Annotated in this window: 10 protein-coding genes; 1 reads left to right on the top strand and 9 read right to left on the bottom strand. The window is 46.9% G+C overall.

Annotated elements, in window-relative coordinates:
• Positions 1 to 116: 116 nt before the first annotated feature.
• The 3 genes from FE296_RS10405 to yicI all read right to left on the bottom strand — a co-directional run bounded on the left by FE296_RS10405 (position 117) and on the right by yicI (position 6,492).
• The gene (locus FE296_RS10405; RefSeq protein ID WP_150364906.1) at positions 117 to 3,068 is read right to left on the bottom strand and encodes a glycoside hydrolase family 3 C-terminal domain-containing protein; all 2,952 of its coding nucleotides are present in this window, start codon (positions 3,066 to 3,068) and stop codon (positions 117 to 119) included.
• 19 nt (positions 3,069 to 3,087) lie between these two features.
• Positions 3,088 to 4,098, bottom strand: a complete 1,011-nt coding sequence (locus FE296_RS10410) for a phosphotransferase family protein (protein WP_124114004.1) — start codon at positions 4,096 to 4,098, stop codon at positions 3,088 to 3,090.
• A gap of 75 nt (positions 4,099 to 4,173) precedes the next feature.
• Positions 4,174 to 6,492 (bottom strand): alpha-xylosidase, encoded by a 2,319-nt coding sequence (gene yicI, locus FE296_RS10415; protein ID WP_150364907.1) that lies wholly within the window; start codon positions 6,490 to 6,492, stop codon positions 4,174 to 4,176.
• Positions 6,493 to 6,664: 172 nt separating this feature from the next.
• Between yicI and FE296_RS10420 the strand changes: the two genes are divergently transcribed.
• Positions 6,665 to 7,585: an AraC family transcriptional regulator gene (locus tag FE296_RS10420; RefSeq protein WP_150364908.1), complete on the top strand. Its 921-nt coding sequence runs from the start codon at positions 6,665 to 6,667 to the stop codon at positions 7,583 to 7,585.
• A 167-nt stretch (positions 7,586 to 7,752) separates the two neighbouring features.
• Here the strand turns inward: FE296_RS10420 and FE296_RS10425 are convergent, their stop codons facing one another.
• The 6 genes from FE296_RS10425 to FE296_RS10450 all read right to left on the bottom strand — a co-directional run bounded on the left by FE296_RS10425 (position 7,753) and on the right by FE296_RS10450 (position 16,534).
• On the bottom strand, positions 7,753 to 8,673 hold the full coding sequence (locus tag FE296_RS10425) for a hypothetical protein (protein WP_150364909.1): 921 nt from the start codon (positions 8,671 to 8,673) through the stop codon (positions 7,753 to 7,755).
• 385 nt (positions 8,674 to 9,058) lie between these two features.
• Positions 9,059 to 10,918 (bottom strand): adenine deaminase, encoded by a 1,860-nt coding sequence (locus FE296_RS10430; RefSeq protein WP_150364910.1) that lies wholly within the window; start codon positions 10,916 to 10,918, stop codon positions 9,059 to 9,061.
• A gap of 312 nt (positions 10,919 to 11,230) precedes the next feature.
• Positions 11,231 to 13,606, bottom strand: a complete 2,376-nt coding sequence (helD, locus tag FE296_RS10435; RefSeq protein ID WP_150364911.1) for an RNA polymerase recycling motor HelD — start codon at positions 13,604 to 13,606, stop codon at positions 11,231 to 11,233.
• Between the two features lie 242 nt (positions 13,607 to 13,848).
• Entirely contained in the window at positions 13,849 to 14,310 is a 462-nt protein-coding gene (locus FE296_RS10440) for a pyridoxamine 5'-phosphate oxidase family protein (protein ID WP_124113997.1), read from the bottom strand.
• 134 nt (positions 14,311 to 14,444) lie between these two features.
• The gene (locus FE296_RS10445) at positions 14,445 to 15,512 is read right to left on the bottom strand and encodes an FUSC family protein (RefSeq protein WP_017689291.1); all 1,068 of its coding nucleotides are present in this window, start codon (positions 15,510 to 15,512) and stop codon (positions 14,445 to 14,447) included.
• 299 nt (positions 15,513 to 15,811) lie between these two features.
• A complete protein-coding gene (locus FE296_RS10450) occupies positions 15,812 to 16,534 on the bottom strand; it encodes an HD domain-containing protein (protein WP_150364912.1) in 723 nt (240 codons plus the stop codon).

A 16,534-nucleotide genomic window follows, 5' to 3' on the forward strand; every position in this document is an offset into this window, starting at 1 on the left:
GGTTGTTTCGGAGGTTGATTATTCAGGACATGCTGGATGTTACCGCTTGTTCACATACAAAAGCTGCCTGCACGTATTCGTGCAAGACAGCTTCTTTGGTTCAATGATGTCTACAACTACAACAATCTAAAGTGCCGTAACGCTGCTCCACCTTTGAAAATAATATACAGCTCATTCACCTGATGTGGTGCCTCAAGCGAACACTGGACTGTTGTCCACTTGATATCTTTTCCGTTCACACTGCCTCCGGGTCCAGAAACTTCACACACACCGAGCAGTTCGCCCTCCAGTCCTCCGGAACGAATCTCCAGTCTGCCCTCTTCCCCAAAAGCTGCCACTCTGGCTTCAAATCCTTGTACTTCCTGAACAGCATTATGGTTGAAAGCGATCCAGGACAACTGCTCCTCTCGATATAAGGGTTCTTCCCGAGTGATTGCTCGAACTGCCGAACGCCCTTCCAGACATTCATCCAGAAGAACACCTGCACAAGCATCGTAATTCTCGGCAAAGGTAAGCAAGTGCAGCGGGCGATCAGGAATCGTCTCTCCTTCAATTTCAATATCTGCCGACTGGCGAATATCGGCGGAAGAACGCCCTGCCAGGATGGCCCAGGTCGCTGTCTCCAGGCAGTATCTATCTCGGGTAACATCCCATAACGCCAGGTTCTGAACAGGAACCTCGAAACCTATCGTAACACGCGTCCCTGCCTTCACATGGATACGACGGAAAGCAAGCAGTTGCTTCTGTGCACGTTTCACTCGGGAGGTATATGAAGATCCATAGATCTGTACGACTTCATCACTGTCACGTTCACCTGTATTGTGTACCTCCACTTCAATCTTTAATTGATCTGTGGTGGTGGATTCACTCGGAGCACTGCGACTTACACGAATCGCTTCGTATTCGAATTCGGAATACGTCAGGCCATGACCAAATGCATATTGAACCGGTCCTTCATGATACATATAGGTCATGCCATTCTGAATGATGTCATAATCCATTATGTCAGGAAGCTGTGATTCGTCTTCATACCATGTCATATTCAATCTGCCTGCCGGGGCATAATAACCTAACAGCACATCTGCAAGCGCGTTCCCCAATTCCTGACCAGCATGTGTCATATAAACGATTGCGCGGGCAATACCTTTCAACTCCTGCAAGGCAAATGGATAACTGCCCATAATGACAACCACCGTATTGGGATTGGCTTCACACACGGCTTTGACAAGTTCGACCTGACTCGGCGGAAGCAGCAGACTTGGGCGGTCAATTTCTTCTTTGCCGTTGATATATGGGCTGTTGCCAACAACAACGACAGATGCCTGACTGCTACGTGCAGCTTCTACGGCTTGTTGTATTCCGCTGGTCACAATATCAATATTGAATGCAGAAGGTATCTGTGTATTGCCTGGTGATTGACTTGCGTGTCCAGAGGCACTCACATTGTCCTGAGTTGTACTTGTACCTGTAGTTTGTTCTCCTTGTGGCCGTGGTGGTGATACAGCAGACTGTCCCTGATATTCGCTCAGTCCAACAGGGATACCGTTCCACGTCCGCAAGGTGTTACTTCCGTCCGTTAGAGGATCTATGCGAACAACTTCCTTCACAAACCAGCCACCGATCTGCGGTGCGTTTGCCTGATAGATGCCTTGCTCGGTTAAGCTAACGTAACGGTTATTTTTCACACTTCTCAGCGTGTGACTTCCCCAACCCCAATCCTGATGTACAAATTCGGCGGCTGTAGGTGCATTGGCTTCCGGCACAGCGACGAGTGTACCTTCCGCACCCAAGGTTATAACCTGACCGTCTGTTGTCTTCAGCTGAATACGGTCATTCCCATCGACATAGATCACGTCTGTTTCAGGTAGCCGATTGCGCAATCCATCGAGGACGGATACACGATAAGGCAGTGTGCCACTGTACCAATCGGTATAGACAACATCCGCAAGCGGCCCAATCACACTGATTTTCTGCAACGCTTCTGGCTGCAAGGGAAGCAATCCATCATTTTGGAGCAAAACAATTGATTCGGCAGCCGCACGATAACTAAGTTTGGCGTGCTCTGGTGCACATAATACAGATTCAGGTATAGACGCATAAGGATTTTGCCCCGACTGATCCAGTTGTCCAAGTCGCATCCGCACACCAAAGATGTTGCGGATGGCTCTGTCCAAATCAGCGATCTCCAACAGATTCCGGTCAAGAGCCTCCTCCAGAGCAGATACAACAAGATCAACTTCATCTGTAAGACAATCCACTCCTGCCTTCAACGCACCTGCTGCTGATTCGGCATGACTGGTGTGATAACCATGATAGTTCACCGTCTGTGACAGGTCTCCACCATCACATACAATGAAACCTGGCATCCCCCACTCACCCTTGACCACATCATTCACATATGGACTTTCAATGGCAGGTGTACCGTTGATGGAATTGTAAGCTGTCATCATGGACAAGGCTCCGCCTTCCACAAATGGTGTCTCAAAAGCTTTTAAATAATATTCCCGCAGATTCCGCGGATCGATGCTGGATGAACAATTCAGCCGATCTTTCTCATTATTATTGGCAAAAAAGTGTTTCAATGTAGCAACCATTTTCAGATAAAAAGGGTCACTTCCCTGCATACCTTTGACGAGAGCTGCCGACATTTCTCCCGTGAGGACCGGGTCCTCGCCATATCCCTCTTCCGTTCTGCCCCAGCGTGGGTCACGTTCCAGATCAACCGTTGGTGCCCACAATGTTAACCCGTGAACCTCAGGATCACGGTGATGGTATGCCCTAGCTTCATCACCAATGACTGAACCAATCTCCCGCATGATCCTTGTATTCCAGGTACTTGATAGACCGAGCGGTTGTGGAAATACCGTTGCCTCCCCTTTCCATGCAACTCCGTGGGCAGCTTCGCCCCCAACGTTGTAGGCTGGAATGCCCAGTCTTGGTACAGCTGCTTCGCGTGTAGGAATTAGTCTGATCTTCTCCTCCGTTGTCAATCGTGCAATCAGGTCATCCAACCTTTCCTCAAGTGAAAGTGACGCATCCCACATCGGGTATTGATGATACTCCTTCATCCTTCATTCCTCCTACGAATTAGTTAAGTCCAAGTTGCTTCCATTGCTCCAGTAAATCCAGCGTACGCTGGCGATACTTCTGACCGTCTTCAGGTTGATTGACCTGATGTTCATGAACGTAGGCATTAAAATACGAAGACAGTATTCGGTACGCAAGCCTGCGTGCCTGTCCTTCAGTGGATGAGTCCAGTGGACGATCATATCCTTCATGAAAAGCCGCTGATTCTGTCGACAATATGGCTTCAAACTCCCTGTCGGCAAACATGGAACGATCTCCGTCAATGATGGCCGCAATGTTCAGCTCACCATTTTCCTGATGAACAAGTACATTTGCTTCCCACAGGTCATTATGAACGAGTACTGGACGGGTCACTTGATCAAATAAGTCTTTATTTTTGATGAATATAGCTGCGATTTCTTCTCCTACACCTGACATATAATCGGCTTGAGCAGCTTTAAGTGCCGTTTCTTCTGCAAAAGAGTGCAGCACCTCGGACCATTGATCCGAGCCTCTAATCGTCCCATCACCCTGCGGCCACCCAAACGATGCCCCCTCGATCTGATGCATGATGGCGGTATAGACGCCAAGCTGATGATACAATCGCTCTTTGTCTATGTCTGAAATCGATGCGTGATCCAGCTGCTTACTCGGGATAAATTCCATAAACATGTACGTTCTTGGAATGATGGATCCGCTGTCATCACAGGCGATAATGTTGGGAGCAGGAATGCCTGCCTTACGGTAATATTCATACACAATCGGTTCAGCCGCCATCATCGTACGTTCAAAAGAAAAGAGTGGGTCACTCGCAGAACCAGCCGCCATCTCTCCCCGCTCTGGAGCCAAACGTAAAATCACATCCGTATAGGATGTATGTTCAAGGTGAATCCGATAGGTTGTATTAAAAAGTCCACCTTGCAGGAGACCAAACTCCTTCACTTTGGTATCGCTTCCAAAATTAATCTCTACCAGTTGATGCAGCATCTCTGCTGATATCGTGCAGTGCAAACCGGAACTCATTGTACTCATTTCATTCAATCTCCTATCATCGTAGACAAACAGACGGCACCTTTCGGCACCGTCCTTTTCTTTTACTATATCATTTTACAGTTGGATTGTAAGCGTGCTTGCGCCTGTTGCTGCCGTAACGACAACACCAGTTGCACCAGACACTTGGGAACCACCTTCAACGCTGGATACACTTTCAATACCACGAAGCACGATGTTCCAAGGTTTACCTGCACCTTCAGCACGAACATCCAGCACTGATCCATTACGTGTAACGTTAACTGTCAGCTCCTGCTCTGCAGCTTGGTTCACAACGACAGCTTGAGCCGTTTGACCATCAGCCAGTTCGAACAAGTGCAAGGACACATCATTCGCAAAATCGTAATCCGGTTTGCTATCCACCGCACCCACAGCGATCAAGCTGTTTGGCTTAATCATCATTGGCAGTGTTTTGAAGTCATGGTTTTCACTGATCCAGCGTCCACCTTGTACTTTCGCTCCTGTCAGATAGTTCGTCCAAGTTCCTTCAGGCAGGTAATAACGCACATCGCCTTCCTTGTTGAAGATTGGAGCCACCAGGATTGAATCACCGAACATGTATTGTGTATCCAGGCTATACGTTGTTGGGTCCTCTGGGAAATCCAGCAGCATAGCGCGCATCATCGGAATACCTTTTACCGTTGACTCTACCGCAGAATTGTACAGGTACGGCATCAGGCTGATTTTGAGTTTGGTAAAGTCACGAACAACGTCCACGGATTCCTCGTCAAACAACCAAGGCACACGATACGAAGTGCTTCCGTGCAGGCGGCTGTGGGAAGACAAAAGTCCGAATTGTACCCAGCGTTTGTATACGTCAGGGCTCGCTGTGCTTTCAAAACCACTGATATCATGGCTCCAGAATCCGAAACCGGAAAGCCCCAATGAGAGGCCGCCGCGAAGTGATTCAGCCATGGATTCATACGTGGAAGAGCAGTCACCGCCCCAGTGAACCGGGAATTGTTGCCCACCTGCTGTTGCAGAGCGTGCAAACAGGGCAGCTTCGTTTTTGCCAATCTTCTCTTCAAGCAATTCAAATACAGCTTTGTTATAGAGTTGTGTATAATAGTTGTGCATTTTAACTGGATCAGAACCATCGAAGTACACAACATCTGTCGGAATTCTTTCACCGAAGTCGGTCTTGAAGGAATCCACACCTTGATCAAGCAGGACTTCCAGTTTACTCTTATACCAATTCACAGCATCCGGATTCGTGAAATCAACCAGAGCCATGCCGGCTTGCCACATATCCCATTGCCATACACTGCCATCCGCTGTTTTCACCAGATAACCGTTCTCCATACCTTCATCGAACAAGTAGGATTTTTCTGCAATATATGGATTGATCCAAGCACAGATTTTAAGGCCCTTCTCTTTCAGACGTGCAAGCATGCCTTCCGGATCCGGGAACATCGCTTCATCCCATACAAAATCAGACCATTGGTATTCCTTCATCCAGAAGCAGTCAAAATGGAATACAGACAGCGGAAGATCACGTTCAGCCATGCCATCTACGAAATGGTTAACCGTTGCTTCATCATAATCCGTTGTGAATGATGTTGTCAGCCACAGACCAAATGTCCATGCCGGTGGAAGCGCTGGTTTACCTGTCAATTTCGTATAATTATCAAGTACATCCTTTGGATTGTCACCGCCGATAATGAAGTACTCCAACGTCTCGCCTTCTACGCTGAACTGAACTTTAGATACATTCTCTGATGCAATCTCATATGATACGCGTTCAGGATGGTTTACAAATACGCCATATCCTTTATTGGACAAATAAAACGGAATGTTCTTATAGGACTGCTCACTGCTTGTACCGCCGTCCTCATTCCAGGTATCAACGATTTGGCCATTCTTAACAAACGGCGTGAAGCGCTCACCGAGTCCATAAACGTATTCACCAATACCCAGATCAAGCTGCTCGCGGAAGTACGCTTCCTTGCTTGGACCTGTAATATAACCAGCAGCTCTTTGACCGCTACCTGTAATCCGTTTTCCTCCATACAGGAAGCTGATGTCCCAACCGTTTGTTTTGTCGATTTGAACTTCCAGATTGCCGCTTCTCAAAACAGCGCCTTGTTCATTTTTTGAGATCTCAACGTTTGCATCTTGCGTGTTAAGCTCAAATACAGGCCCTTTTTTCACGCCGCCCTTATGGTGATTCAAGGTTACACGAATAACGTTAGGCATTGGTGAGCTGTACGTTGCTTTCAGCAATGTACCATTCAGAGTGTCGCCTTTGGTACGAATATATTTAGTTGCCGCATATACGGTCACAGAATTCTCTTTTTGCACAATATCACGAATGTCAGTTGGGTTTTGAATCTGGTACCCTTCACGAGTCATCCAGAATCCATCAGTAAATTTCATGTTTTCTTTCCCCCTTTGGTTATATTATAATAATATTGATATTAATAACGAATTTCTTCTCTTATTTTGACCAAATATATCACGATTTTGATAATAAACATCCGATTCTTGAACATCACCACCAATCTATGGAAACGATTACATTAATAATGATACAAAAGGAGAATCTGATATGGAACGTGAACGATTACGGGAAGACCGGATTCACGGCAATGCCATGTATCCCGTCAGTGTGTACCCGGATATTCAACAACTGAACGGGGATAGCATTCTCGATTGCCACTGGCATGATGAGATGGAGTTCACCATGGTGACCAAGGGCTGCGCCGTCTTTCAGATCGATATGAACACCGTTGAGGTTCAAGCTGGAGAAGCCATTTTCATCAATCGAGGTGAAATTCATGCGGGGTATCTGAAGGGCGATGTTCCTTGCGTATTCTCTTCCATTGTATTTAATCCCGAGCTGCTTGGCAGCCGTACCTTCGATACGGTCCAAGAGAAATTCATCGGTCCACTGGTACGCAAAACGCTGATTCCCCCCAGTCATATCAAGGCAGATGAGCATTGGGGACAAGAAATTCTGGATCTCCTGAAACGTATATTTGCAGACCATGCTACCCGAACCGAAACGTGTGAAATGTCAACAAAAGCGTACCTGTACCTCATATTTGCCCGAATGTTTGAACATATGAGACCTGCTCCGCTCAAAGGCACCGTGGCTACAGGAAGTCATGACAAGGTAGAGCGCCTGAAATCCGTGCTCGGTTATATTCACAAACGTTATCCTGAACCATTAAAGCTGAAAGAACTGGCCGATGAAGCCAATATGAGCGAAGGACACTTCTGCCGTTTCTTCAAACAGATGGTGCAGAAAACCCCGGTTGATTACATTAACTATTACCGCGTTCAACAGGCCTGTGTTCAGCTTGAGAATACGGATCACAAAATTGTTGATATCGCCATGGATGTGGGTTTTGAGCATCTAAGCTACTTCATCACTACATTTAAAAAGCATAAAGCCACTACACCTTCACAGTATCGCAAAATGTTCTATGAGAACGTAGGAATGGAGTCTGCCCTAGTTCAGGTGTAAAAGAAGAAGGTGCTCACAGCTATTCAGCTGCAAACACCTTCTTTATCTTCTTTATCAACTTTCCAGCCAACGAGTAAGATAATGCTCTGATCTGAGCGACACTGGCTCAGTTAGAACTCATCTCACTCGCTGCTATCAACCTTACGCTTTGAAGCTTAACATTGGCCTCACTTTTTCAGCGTCTTCCATGAAGTGTACTCATGTACGGAGAACCCATTAAAGGACGCATGTACTGAAGCCATTTTTTCGACCAACTTCAATTGTGCTTCCATATAAGCAGATCCCTCTTCATAAAAAGTAATGAAGTCGCCTTCCTTGCTTTGCTTTGTTTCCACGGCGATTGAGATCGTCTTGCCGAGCAGAGCTGCTTCTGCAAGTTCATCCTTCGCTACACTATAGATTGCAGCAGCCGTATCGCGGTAAGCCATAATGGTGATGGAATCGAACTTGCGAATCATCCAGCTGCTTACGGCCATTGTTGAACCCGGAATTTTGTAGTTATCCAGCCAGAAAGGCAGATCTGCCCCTACCGGCATCTTCATCCGTGATGCTCGCTCAACAATGTACTCCACATTTCCTTGCCACTGGGTAATCACACTGGCTTGATTGATTTTCCATTGTGGGTGCACATGTGGCTCAATATCCAGATGAATACCAGCAAACTTCTCATTAGACAACGCCTGCGCCTGATATGCCTCGATCCAGTCCAGGAAAGATGCAATCTGCTCCCGACTTTCCGTCAAGCCCCAAGCTGATCTTCCATCCATGACATCCACCGCAATGTTCTTGGCTCTCGCCTGACGGATAAAACTTTTATACTCAGGAATCTTTATATCCCGGTTCAACTGCAGATAGATCGTATTGATCTTGTTCGCTGTAGCGTAATTTAACACCTCTTGAGGATTACTTCGGATCTGGGTGGTATCCCATACCCAAGTCGCTCTCACTGGCACATCAAGTTCTCCATGAATCGTTGCATAACTGTCGACTGAACCATCCGCAATGGCTTTGGAAGAACAGGCTGTGCTCGCACACAGGATCAAACAACTCAGTAATAAGATAAAACGGTAACCCCTTTTGCTTTTCATATTTGTACACTCCCTCTGAAGTTATCAGCTCTGACGTGCAAATCTGGATGAAATTGTGTCGTTTCATATTCATTTAATGGATGCCTATTAGGTACGACGAATTTGAATTGCTTTTATATGCAAAATCATCTTTAAGACTCACTACGAAAGAATCATATAACTATATTTCGGGAATTCGTAGTTCTGTATGTATAGTTCAAAAGTCACAATTATTCATTATTTTCAAATTCAATCCTTATTCCAGCATGACTTCAGTCATTATTGCCATATGTACACCAAGCTCCAGAAGACCTAGAAAGCGTTTTCTCCCAAAATACACAAAAAAACCGCCCTAAGGCGGCTTTATATGGAACCCTATTTAATGATGTCTAGTCGAAGTTTCCGTTTATTCATTACCCGAAGGAGCTACAAGTGTATTGTCAACCACTTCATCGAAAAGGGACACCAGTTCAATACCTTCTGCCGAGATGCGCACAAGCCCCTTGTCAGACAAACGTAGTTCTGGAATCACAACCAGCGCGAGCAACGAAAGGGTCATGAACGCATTATTCAACGTACATCCTGCAGACTGTAAGGCTTCACTGACTGCTGCCGATTGGGCTGCAACCACTTCGAAAGACTCGGTTGACATCAAACCTGCAATTCGAAGCGGGAATTCGGTTACACCTGCTCCCGTTACCACGGCCACCCCACCTTGCATACGAATGACACGGTTACCGGCTTCGGCCATTAGGGCATCATCATTACCTATAATCAACAGATTGTGACTATCATGTGCAACCGTCATCGCAATCGCTGCAGGTGATGTGAAGCCGATGCCTCCAACAAGAGCAATCGCCCGATTCCCCGTTTGTTTGTGACGCTCCAATACCGCAATTTTGCATACTTCCCCTGCAGTTGAAACGACAACCTTGCCATTCTCTACCGTGACAGGCAGGTGTTTCTCTTTCGTATCCACATGGTTCTCTGTGACATGAATGATTTTGGCACCAATGATCCCCTCTTGAATCGGCGCAGCCAACTCCAGATCTTCTGGCTGAATATTAGCTTCTAACTTCACCGTGTTCAGCGCTTCCTCCGGGTACGTGAAGCTGTCCCAGACCGCCGTCATTTTCCCGTTCTCAGCCACTACTTGCCCAGCAGCAATCGTCATGCCCACACGTACATCCGCCAAACGGCCGTCCAGCAGAATAATATCGGCTATATTGCCAGGAATCACCGCACCGATGTCGCGTGCAACACCGAATCGCTCAGCCGTGTTAATCGTAGCCATCTGGAAAGCCGTGACGGGCTTCACGCCTTGAGAGATCGCTAGACGAACCACAAAGTCCATATGTCCTTCTTTAAGCAGCGACTCAGAGCTTCGATCATCAGTAACCAGCATCATCCGGCGTGTATCCAGTCCAAGCTCAGTGCAGGCTTTGATCGTCTCTGCCACGTCATGCCATGCGGAACCTTGGCGCATCTTCGCATACATCCCGAGACGCAGACGTTCCACCACGTCTTCCTTGGTCACACATTCATGATCCCCTGTAACGCCACTCGCTGCGTAGGCTGGCAGACGCCAGTCATCTGCAGCCCAGGTGAAATGACCGTCTGCCACTTTACCTGCCCGGAGGGTCGCCTGTATCTCACCGATCATCGTCTCGTCCCCATAGACTACCCCAGGGAAGTTCATCACTTCACCAAGGCCAATCATGTCCGGCCCCCAGGAAAGAGCCTCAGCTACCTCTTCAGGCCCGATATATGCACCTGTTGTCTCCAATCCCGGATGGGTGGAAGGCACACAGGAAGCCACCTGCATATAAGCAGCCATCGGTGTGGTCCGCGCTTCATCCAGCATCAGTCTCAGACCTTTGAGACCAAGCACGTTGGAGATCTCATGCGGGTCAAAGAAACCTCCGGTCGTGCCTGAAGGCAATACCGCTCTCGCAAACTCGGTTACTTTCATCTGAGTACTTTCAATATGGCAGTGTCCATCCAGCAATCCAGGAGCGATATATTTGCCGTTCGCTTCAATAATCCGGGTATGTTCTCCGATCGTGTGGCTTACATCTTTACCAACATAAGCGATTCGAGCTCCTTGTACAGCTATGGACATCTCAGGCAAAATCTCACCTGATATCACGTTTACGAGCGTGCCTCCCCGAATGACCAAAGTCGCTGGCATATCTCCCCGGGCTGTAGCGACCAGATCCGGTACACAATCGGCCATAAGCTGCCGTTCAAAAGATGATTTGTTCATATTGTTGCCTCCTTTAATAAACGATCCAAAAAAAATATATTGTTACGATTATATGAGTCCAGACCTCATGTGTAAAGAAAAATAACATCCATTGTGCCTCAATACAAATTATGGAGTCATATTTATCCACAGAACCCAATCCTTACGGATTCACGTTAGGTATTTTCATTCCATACGATCACCTATATGGCTGGAATCTCATCATGTATACTTCCCTCGTGAAGTTAGCTTCTTCCCGATATATGTATCATATACAGAAAGACTCCCGTTCCACTGAACGGAAGCCTTCTTCATGCACATGAATGTGATATGTCAGTCCACTTGCGCAGCAGACACCTTGCCAAGATCATACCATTCTTCCGACTGCGAGGTAATGAAAGGACTCGGTGTGCCCACGCAGTAAACGTGCAACAGATGCATCGCTCGCGTACAAGCCGTGTAGAACAATTTGCGTTCATGCTCATGGGCGTACTGCTCCGCAGAGCCGTCATAGATCAGGACAGCATCAAATTCCACACCTTTGGCCAGATACGCAGGAATGACATGAACACCCTGTTCAAAAGCCAGCGTCGTTTTCTTAATTAACTTCGGTGCTGAGGGCAGTATCTTGCTCAATGCAGCATGTACCTCTCTGCTCTCTTCGGCGGTCTTGCAGATCACTGCAACTGATTCATACCCTTCCTCAATCAAGTGCTTGAGGTCTGTCGTGATGACATTCATATGACGATCGGAATCAGAAGAAACGATAACTTTAGGCTTCTCGCCGCTACGGTTAAATGGAATGATCTCTTCCCCACCAGGCACCATGCCACGGGTAAACTCCACGATCTCCCGGGTAGAACGATAACTTCTGGTCAGCTCAATGACTTCCGTGTTGTCTGGTCCATACAGATTAGTCAAGGGTCCTGTTCCACTAAGTACAGAAGAGTGGGCATAGATTGCCTGATTAAAGTCACCAAGTGCTGTTATTTTCGCCCGAGGGAACAATCTCTTCATAAATGCCAACTGAAACGCAGAATAATCCTGAGCTTCATCAATGATGACATGGCGAATATTGGAGTTAATATGGAATCCAAGCATAAGCTCACGCAAGTACAAATATGGCGTAATATCTTCATATGCCAACTCCTGAAGCTTCAACCTGCGTAAAGTCATCTTACAGATTTCATCCCATTGAGCAGGCAGCGCTTCGTCACCCAGCAGTCGCACCATCTGAGCCTCATCGTTGAACAGATGTGCATATAATTGTCTTATATCAACGAATCGTAAGGACTTGATCCATTTCCGCAACGGTTTGAGTCGGTCACTGACCACCATACGTGCCAGAATTTCTCTTTCCTGCTCGAAGTCATTAAACGTGTGGGTCTTTCCTTTTTGTTTACGCTTCAACCGTTGATACGCACGTTGCAGATCCTCCGGCTCCATTAGATCAAGCTGCTGATCAACCCAAGGCGCATCCAGTTCACCTTTACCAAAGGCAGACAGTTCTTTCAGCATCCAGTCCCGCAACATCTCCAGTCGACTCACCAGCTTAACGGACGATTCGAAACTATAGAATTTCTCAGCCATAGCCTCTGACGTGACAATCGCTCGGCCCTGGAAGCGTACCGGCTTGAATTTCATGCCACCTGACAACATGCTTTCCTTATAACGTGTAATAACCTTGAGGAAAGTTTCGGACGACTTGAAGCGAATGCTGGACATGCGAACATCGTAATCGGGATCTTCCGTCCCCGTAAGTACATATTCAAGCTGAATAAACGGGTCTTCCAGTTGATATTCACGACCCAAACGGCGCTCCAAATACTCCTGGAAGGTCGTTTGCAACATGTTTTCCTCCCCAAGCTCAGGCAGTACCGTGGAGACATAACTGTTGAACATTGGATTCGGTGAAAAAAGAACCATCTGATCTGCTTGCAGATGCTCGCGGTATTTATAGAGAAGATATGCTACACGCTGGAGTGCCGCCGATGTTTTGCCACTGCCGGCTGCGCCTTGCACAATAAGCATGCGTGTCCGGTCATTGCGGATAATCCGGTTTTGCTCCTTCTGAATGGTCGCTACAATACTCTTCATCTGTGCATCCGAAGTTCGACTGAGCACGGCCTGCAACAGCTCATCACCAATCGTAACCCCTGTGTCAAACATAAACCGGATACGTCCGTCCCGAATGACAAACTGCCGCTTCATCTCTATATCACCGCTGATCTCTCCACTGGGTGTATGATACGTGATTGGACCCGGTGCTCCGTCATAATACAGGTTAGAGATCGGCGCACGCCAGTCGTAGACCAGAAAGGATTCTTCCTTCTCATCCAGCAACGATGCAATGCCCAGATAAATGCGTTCTGCATTTGGATACCCGTCTTCCTTGAAATCAATGCGGCCGAAATATGGTGAGTGATGCAGTCGTTTCATTTTGTCCAACGCAGCCGCTGTATTTAGATGGCTGCGCTCCCGATCGGATAGTACCTGTGACTGCTGCCGCATGCTGGTTGATGTCTCTCCGACATCGTCCGCTTCACTAAAGTTCATCGTGACTTCGTCCCAAAAGTCTTTTCTCATTCCAACCACTTCGTCACGGAAGGAGCCTACTTCATCTTCTAACGTTGTGATCTTGCGTTCAATCTGATCGGTCACGGTGTTGACCCGTTGTTGTTCCTCATTCCATTGCTGATCTGTACTCATATGTTAATAGCCCCTCTTTCCCCGGATTGTATCCTCAAAATCCCATTTGACAAGCCCGAAAAGGCAATGGTATAATTATTAGAAAGTAAAAATTTTAATAATATGTTAATTAGTTCTAATTTCCGAAAACCATTTTTTATTGTACCAGTGACAACGTCCCGATGCAAGCGGAGGCGTTTTTTGTTGTTTTCTTCTTCATTATTACCCAATCACCGGGTCCTCATCTATTTAGCTACTCCTGCCTATTTTCGCAATTCTTCAATCGTCTCTTTCCAGCGTGTAATTGCTCCAAATTCATCTTTTAATTGAAAGGTTATTCCTGAAGTGATCTCCGCATATGGCGCGTGATCCACACGTACATGGAGCACTTGTGCTTCAAAACGATCTCTCGGATGAACAGCGCCCTTAATCTCAGACAGCCGTTCTACTTCTATACGGATATGCAGCAATCGATGTCCTTGAACCGCAATCAAGGTAGCCTTGCCTGTTTTGCTCATGTTCATACTGGTCTGTGTACCTGGCCATAAAGCAAGTCTAAGCTGATGTGGATTTATCGCAATCACTTCCCCCATACTGATCATCGCATGATGCGGCCATTGATCCTCAGATACGGTTAGCAGTTGCATGGCTTCATGCTGTTTATGCTCCAGATTTGTCCCACTCAACCATTCCATTAGTTCAGCGTCCAATTCCTCTATAATCATGTCTCTATCCCTCAGTTCGTTAATATTAATTCATGCCATTCAGCTGTATGTACGACAAAACAACCCGGACACGATTGTCCGGGCAATGTTGTAGTTCCATTGTATATGATCGCCAAGCAGGTGCGCAATTCTCATTAAGGCCACTTGAGCCAATTCAGGATTTTGTCCTGTGATTCTTTGTCTTCACTGGCGCTATGCACATGCTCGGCAAGTCGATTCAGACGTTCCAACTGATATCCGTAATCATAAATCGCCGCAGCCACGATGGACAATCGTAACATTCCTTCCTTGTCGATATCAAACTGGGTGATCGCCTGCTCCATGAAACGGTCATTATCCAATACAAACTGTGCTGCCTCTTCTCCATTAGGTTTCAGCTTATCCTCGAACTTGAGCAATGCATGCTCATGGAATTTGATAACCAGTTCAAGATGTGAGTCAAAAAACTGATCCATGGCCGTTGTCCGCGGTGCCTGGAAATAGTGGCGTTCCACCGAATCCAGCACCTCATATCCTTTTTGCAGACTCAGCAGCATTTGTTTATAGACCACCATCTGACGTGTTTCGCTGAATTTCGAACGTTTCATCTTTTTCTGTTCCTCTTCGAACAAGTTATACTTGTCGGACAAAGACTTAATGGAACCACCAAGGTTGCTTTTCTCCTCCCGGAATACAACTTCCTTGATCTCATCCGAGATCGAGGTTCGCAGAAGTAAGGACATACCGCTGAATACACTATGGATCTGCTTCACGAACTGAACCTTCGGTTTCGGAGGAAATACCGTAATGTTAATGAGAAACGCCGATACGATACCAACCAGTGTCAACAGAAAACGATTGAGTGCAAAATGCCAGTCACCCGAGGCTTCCATAATGGATACAACCGTGACCAGTGTCAGACCAACCGTCTCACCCATATTCAATTTAAGACAGATCATGATGACAAGTACAATAATTAATCCAACAGCGATTGGCTCATTGGACAACACCATGCCTCCCACCAGGGCCACAATAGCTCCCAGCGTGGTTGTTTGCAATTGATCCAGAAAGTATTTCCAGGAACGATAGATGGAAGGCTGCATGGCGAATATAGCCGCAATTGCGGCAGGCACGGGAGATTGCGGGTTCAAGAACAGGCTGCTTAGGTACAAGGCAAGCGTGACCGCGATCCCCGTCTTAAGTACACGTGCACCAAACGACATGGTTGTGACCCCTCCTCTTTACCGAACCTGAAATTTTACATTTGATAATCATGTTCATTATTACCCCATATTTCTTTTTTTGCCTGAATTCATTCAGGAGAACGATTTATTGTACCATGTAAGGTCTTCCGTTGCCATGTCATAAGTCAGAGTTATTATGAAATTGATTTCTTTATGTATGTTAATACACATTATTAACCCAAAAAGAAGCAAATCTTCAAAATGGATTTCTCCACTTCAAAGATTCGCCTCTGTTACTTACTATACCTCTGTGGAATACTCATGCTTATGATGCCTGCCTAACGGTCCGTGCCCTCCCATTCCCTTTTGAACTGGTCCACAAACTGCACCATATAATCATGACGCTGTTCCGCCAGCTCCCTGCCATAGGAGGTATTCATCAGATCCTTGAGCTTGAACAACTTCTCGTAAAAGTGATTTATCGTTGTGCTGCGCCCATTACGATATTCCTCACGGGTCATATGCTCCCGTGGGAGGAGGGACGGGTCGTACATCTCGCGCCCTCTGGCTCCTGAAAAGGCAAAGGTTCGCGCGATCCCAATCGCACCCAGTGCATCCAGTCGATCCGCATCCTGAACAACCTGTGCTTCAAGCGAACTGACCGCAGGACGCTGGCCTCCCGCATATGAGATGGTGCTAATAATACCCACAACCTTATTACGTATATCCGGGTCAAGAGGCTGGGTATCCAGCCAGTCATTCAGTTTAGCCATCCCGGCTTCCAAGCTCTCATTCAGCTTCTCATCCGGTACATCATGTAATAAAGCAGCCAGTTCGCTGACAAATGGATCTGCACCCATGCGGTGAGCGAGTTCAACCGCAAGTGCGGTTACCCGTTCAATGTGCGGCCAGTCATGACCATCACTATGCTTGGATGAGTCCCCTTGAACAAAGGATCGGGCGGCGCGCAGAACAGCCTCTCCTGTCGTTATTCCATCTATATTATGCATGTGCCCTAATTCCTGCAGATTCCCACCAGATTGAAGAGGGTTCTCTGACAT

The sequence above is a fragment of the Paenibacillus sp. UASWS1643 genome (assembly GCF_008693195.1).
Lineage (GTDB): Bacteria > Bacillota > Bacilli > Paenibacillales > Paenibacillaceae > Paenibacillus > Paenibacillus amylolyticus_B.

Excerpts from the sequence above, each read along its gene's own strand:
- helD (WP_150364911.1), bottom strand. The coding sequence starts at position 13,606 with ATGAGTACAGATCAGCAATGGAATGAGGAACAACAACGGGTCAACACC.
- FE296_RS10445 (WP_017689291.1), bottom strand. The coding sequence starts at position 15,512 with ATGTCGTTTGGTGCACGTGTACTTAAGACGGGGATCGCGGTCACGCTT.
- yicI (WP_150364907.1), bottom strand. The coding sequence starts at position 6,492 with ATGAAATTTACTGATGGATTCTGGATGACTCGTGAAGGGTACCAGATT.
- FE296_RS10430 (WP_150364910.1), bottom strand. The coding sequence starts at position 10,918 with ATGAACAAATCATCTTTTGAACGGCAGCTTATGGCCGATTGTGTACCG.
- FE296_RS10440 (WP_124113997.1), bottom strand. The coding sequence starts at position 14,310 with ATGATTATAGAGGAATTGGACGCTGAACTAATGGAATGGTTGAGTGGG.
- FE296_RS10410 (WP_124114004.1), bottom strand. The coding sequence starts at position 4,098 with ATGAGTACAATGAGTTCCGGTTTGCACTGCACGATATCAGCAGAGATG.
- FE296_RS10405 (WP_150364906.1), bottom strand. The coding sequence starts at position 3,068 with ATGAAGGAGTATCATCAATACCCGATGTGGGATGCGTCACTTTCACTT.
- FE296_RS10450 (WP_150364912.1), bottom strand. The coding sequence starts at position 16,534 with ATGTCAGAGAACCCTCTTCAATCTGGTGGGAATCTGCAGGAATTAGGG.
- FE296_RS10425 (WP_150364909.1), bottom strand. The coding sequence starts at position 8,673 with ATGAAAAGCAAAAGGGGTTACCGTTTTATCTTATTACTGAGTTGTTTG.
- FE296_RS10420 (WP_150364908.1), top strand. The coding sequence starts at position 6,665 with ATGGAACGTGAACGATTACGGGAAGACCGGATTCACGGCAATGCCATG.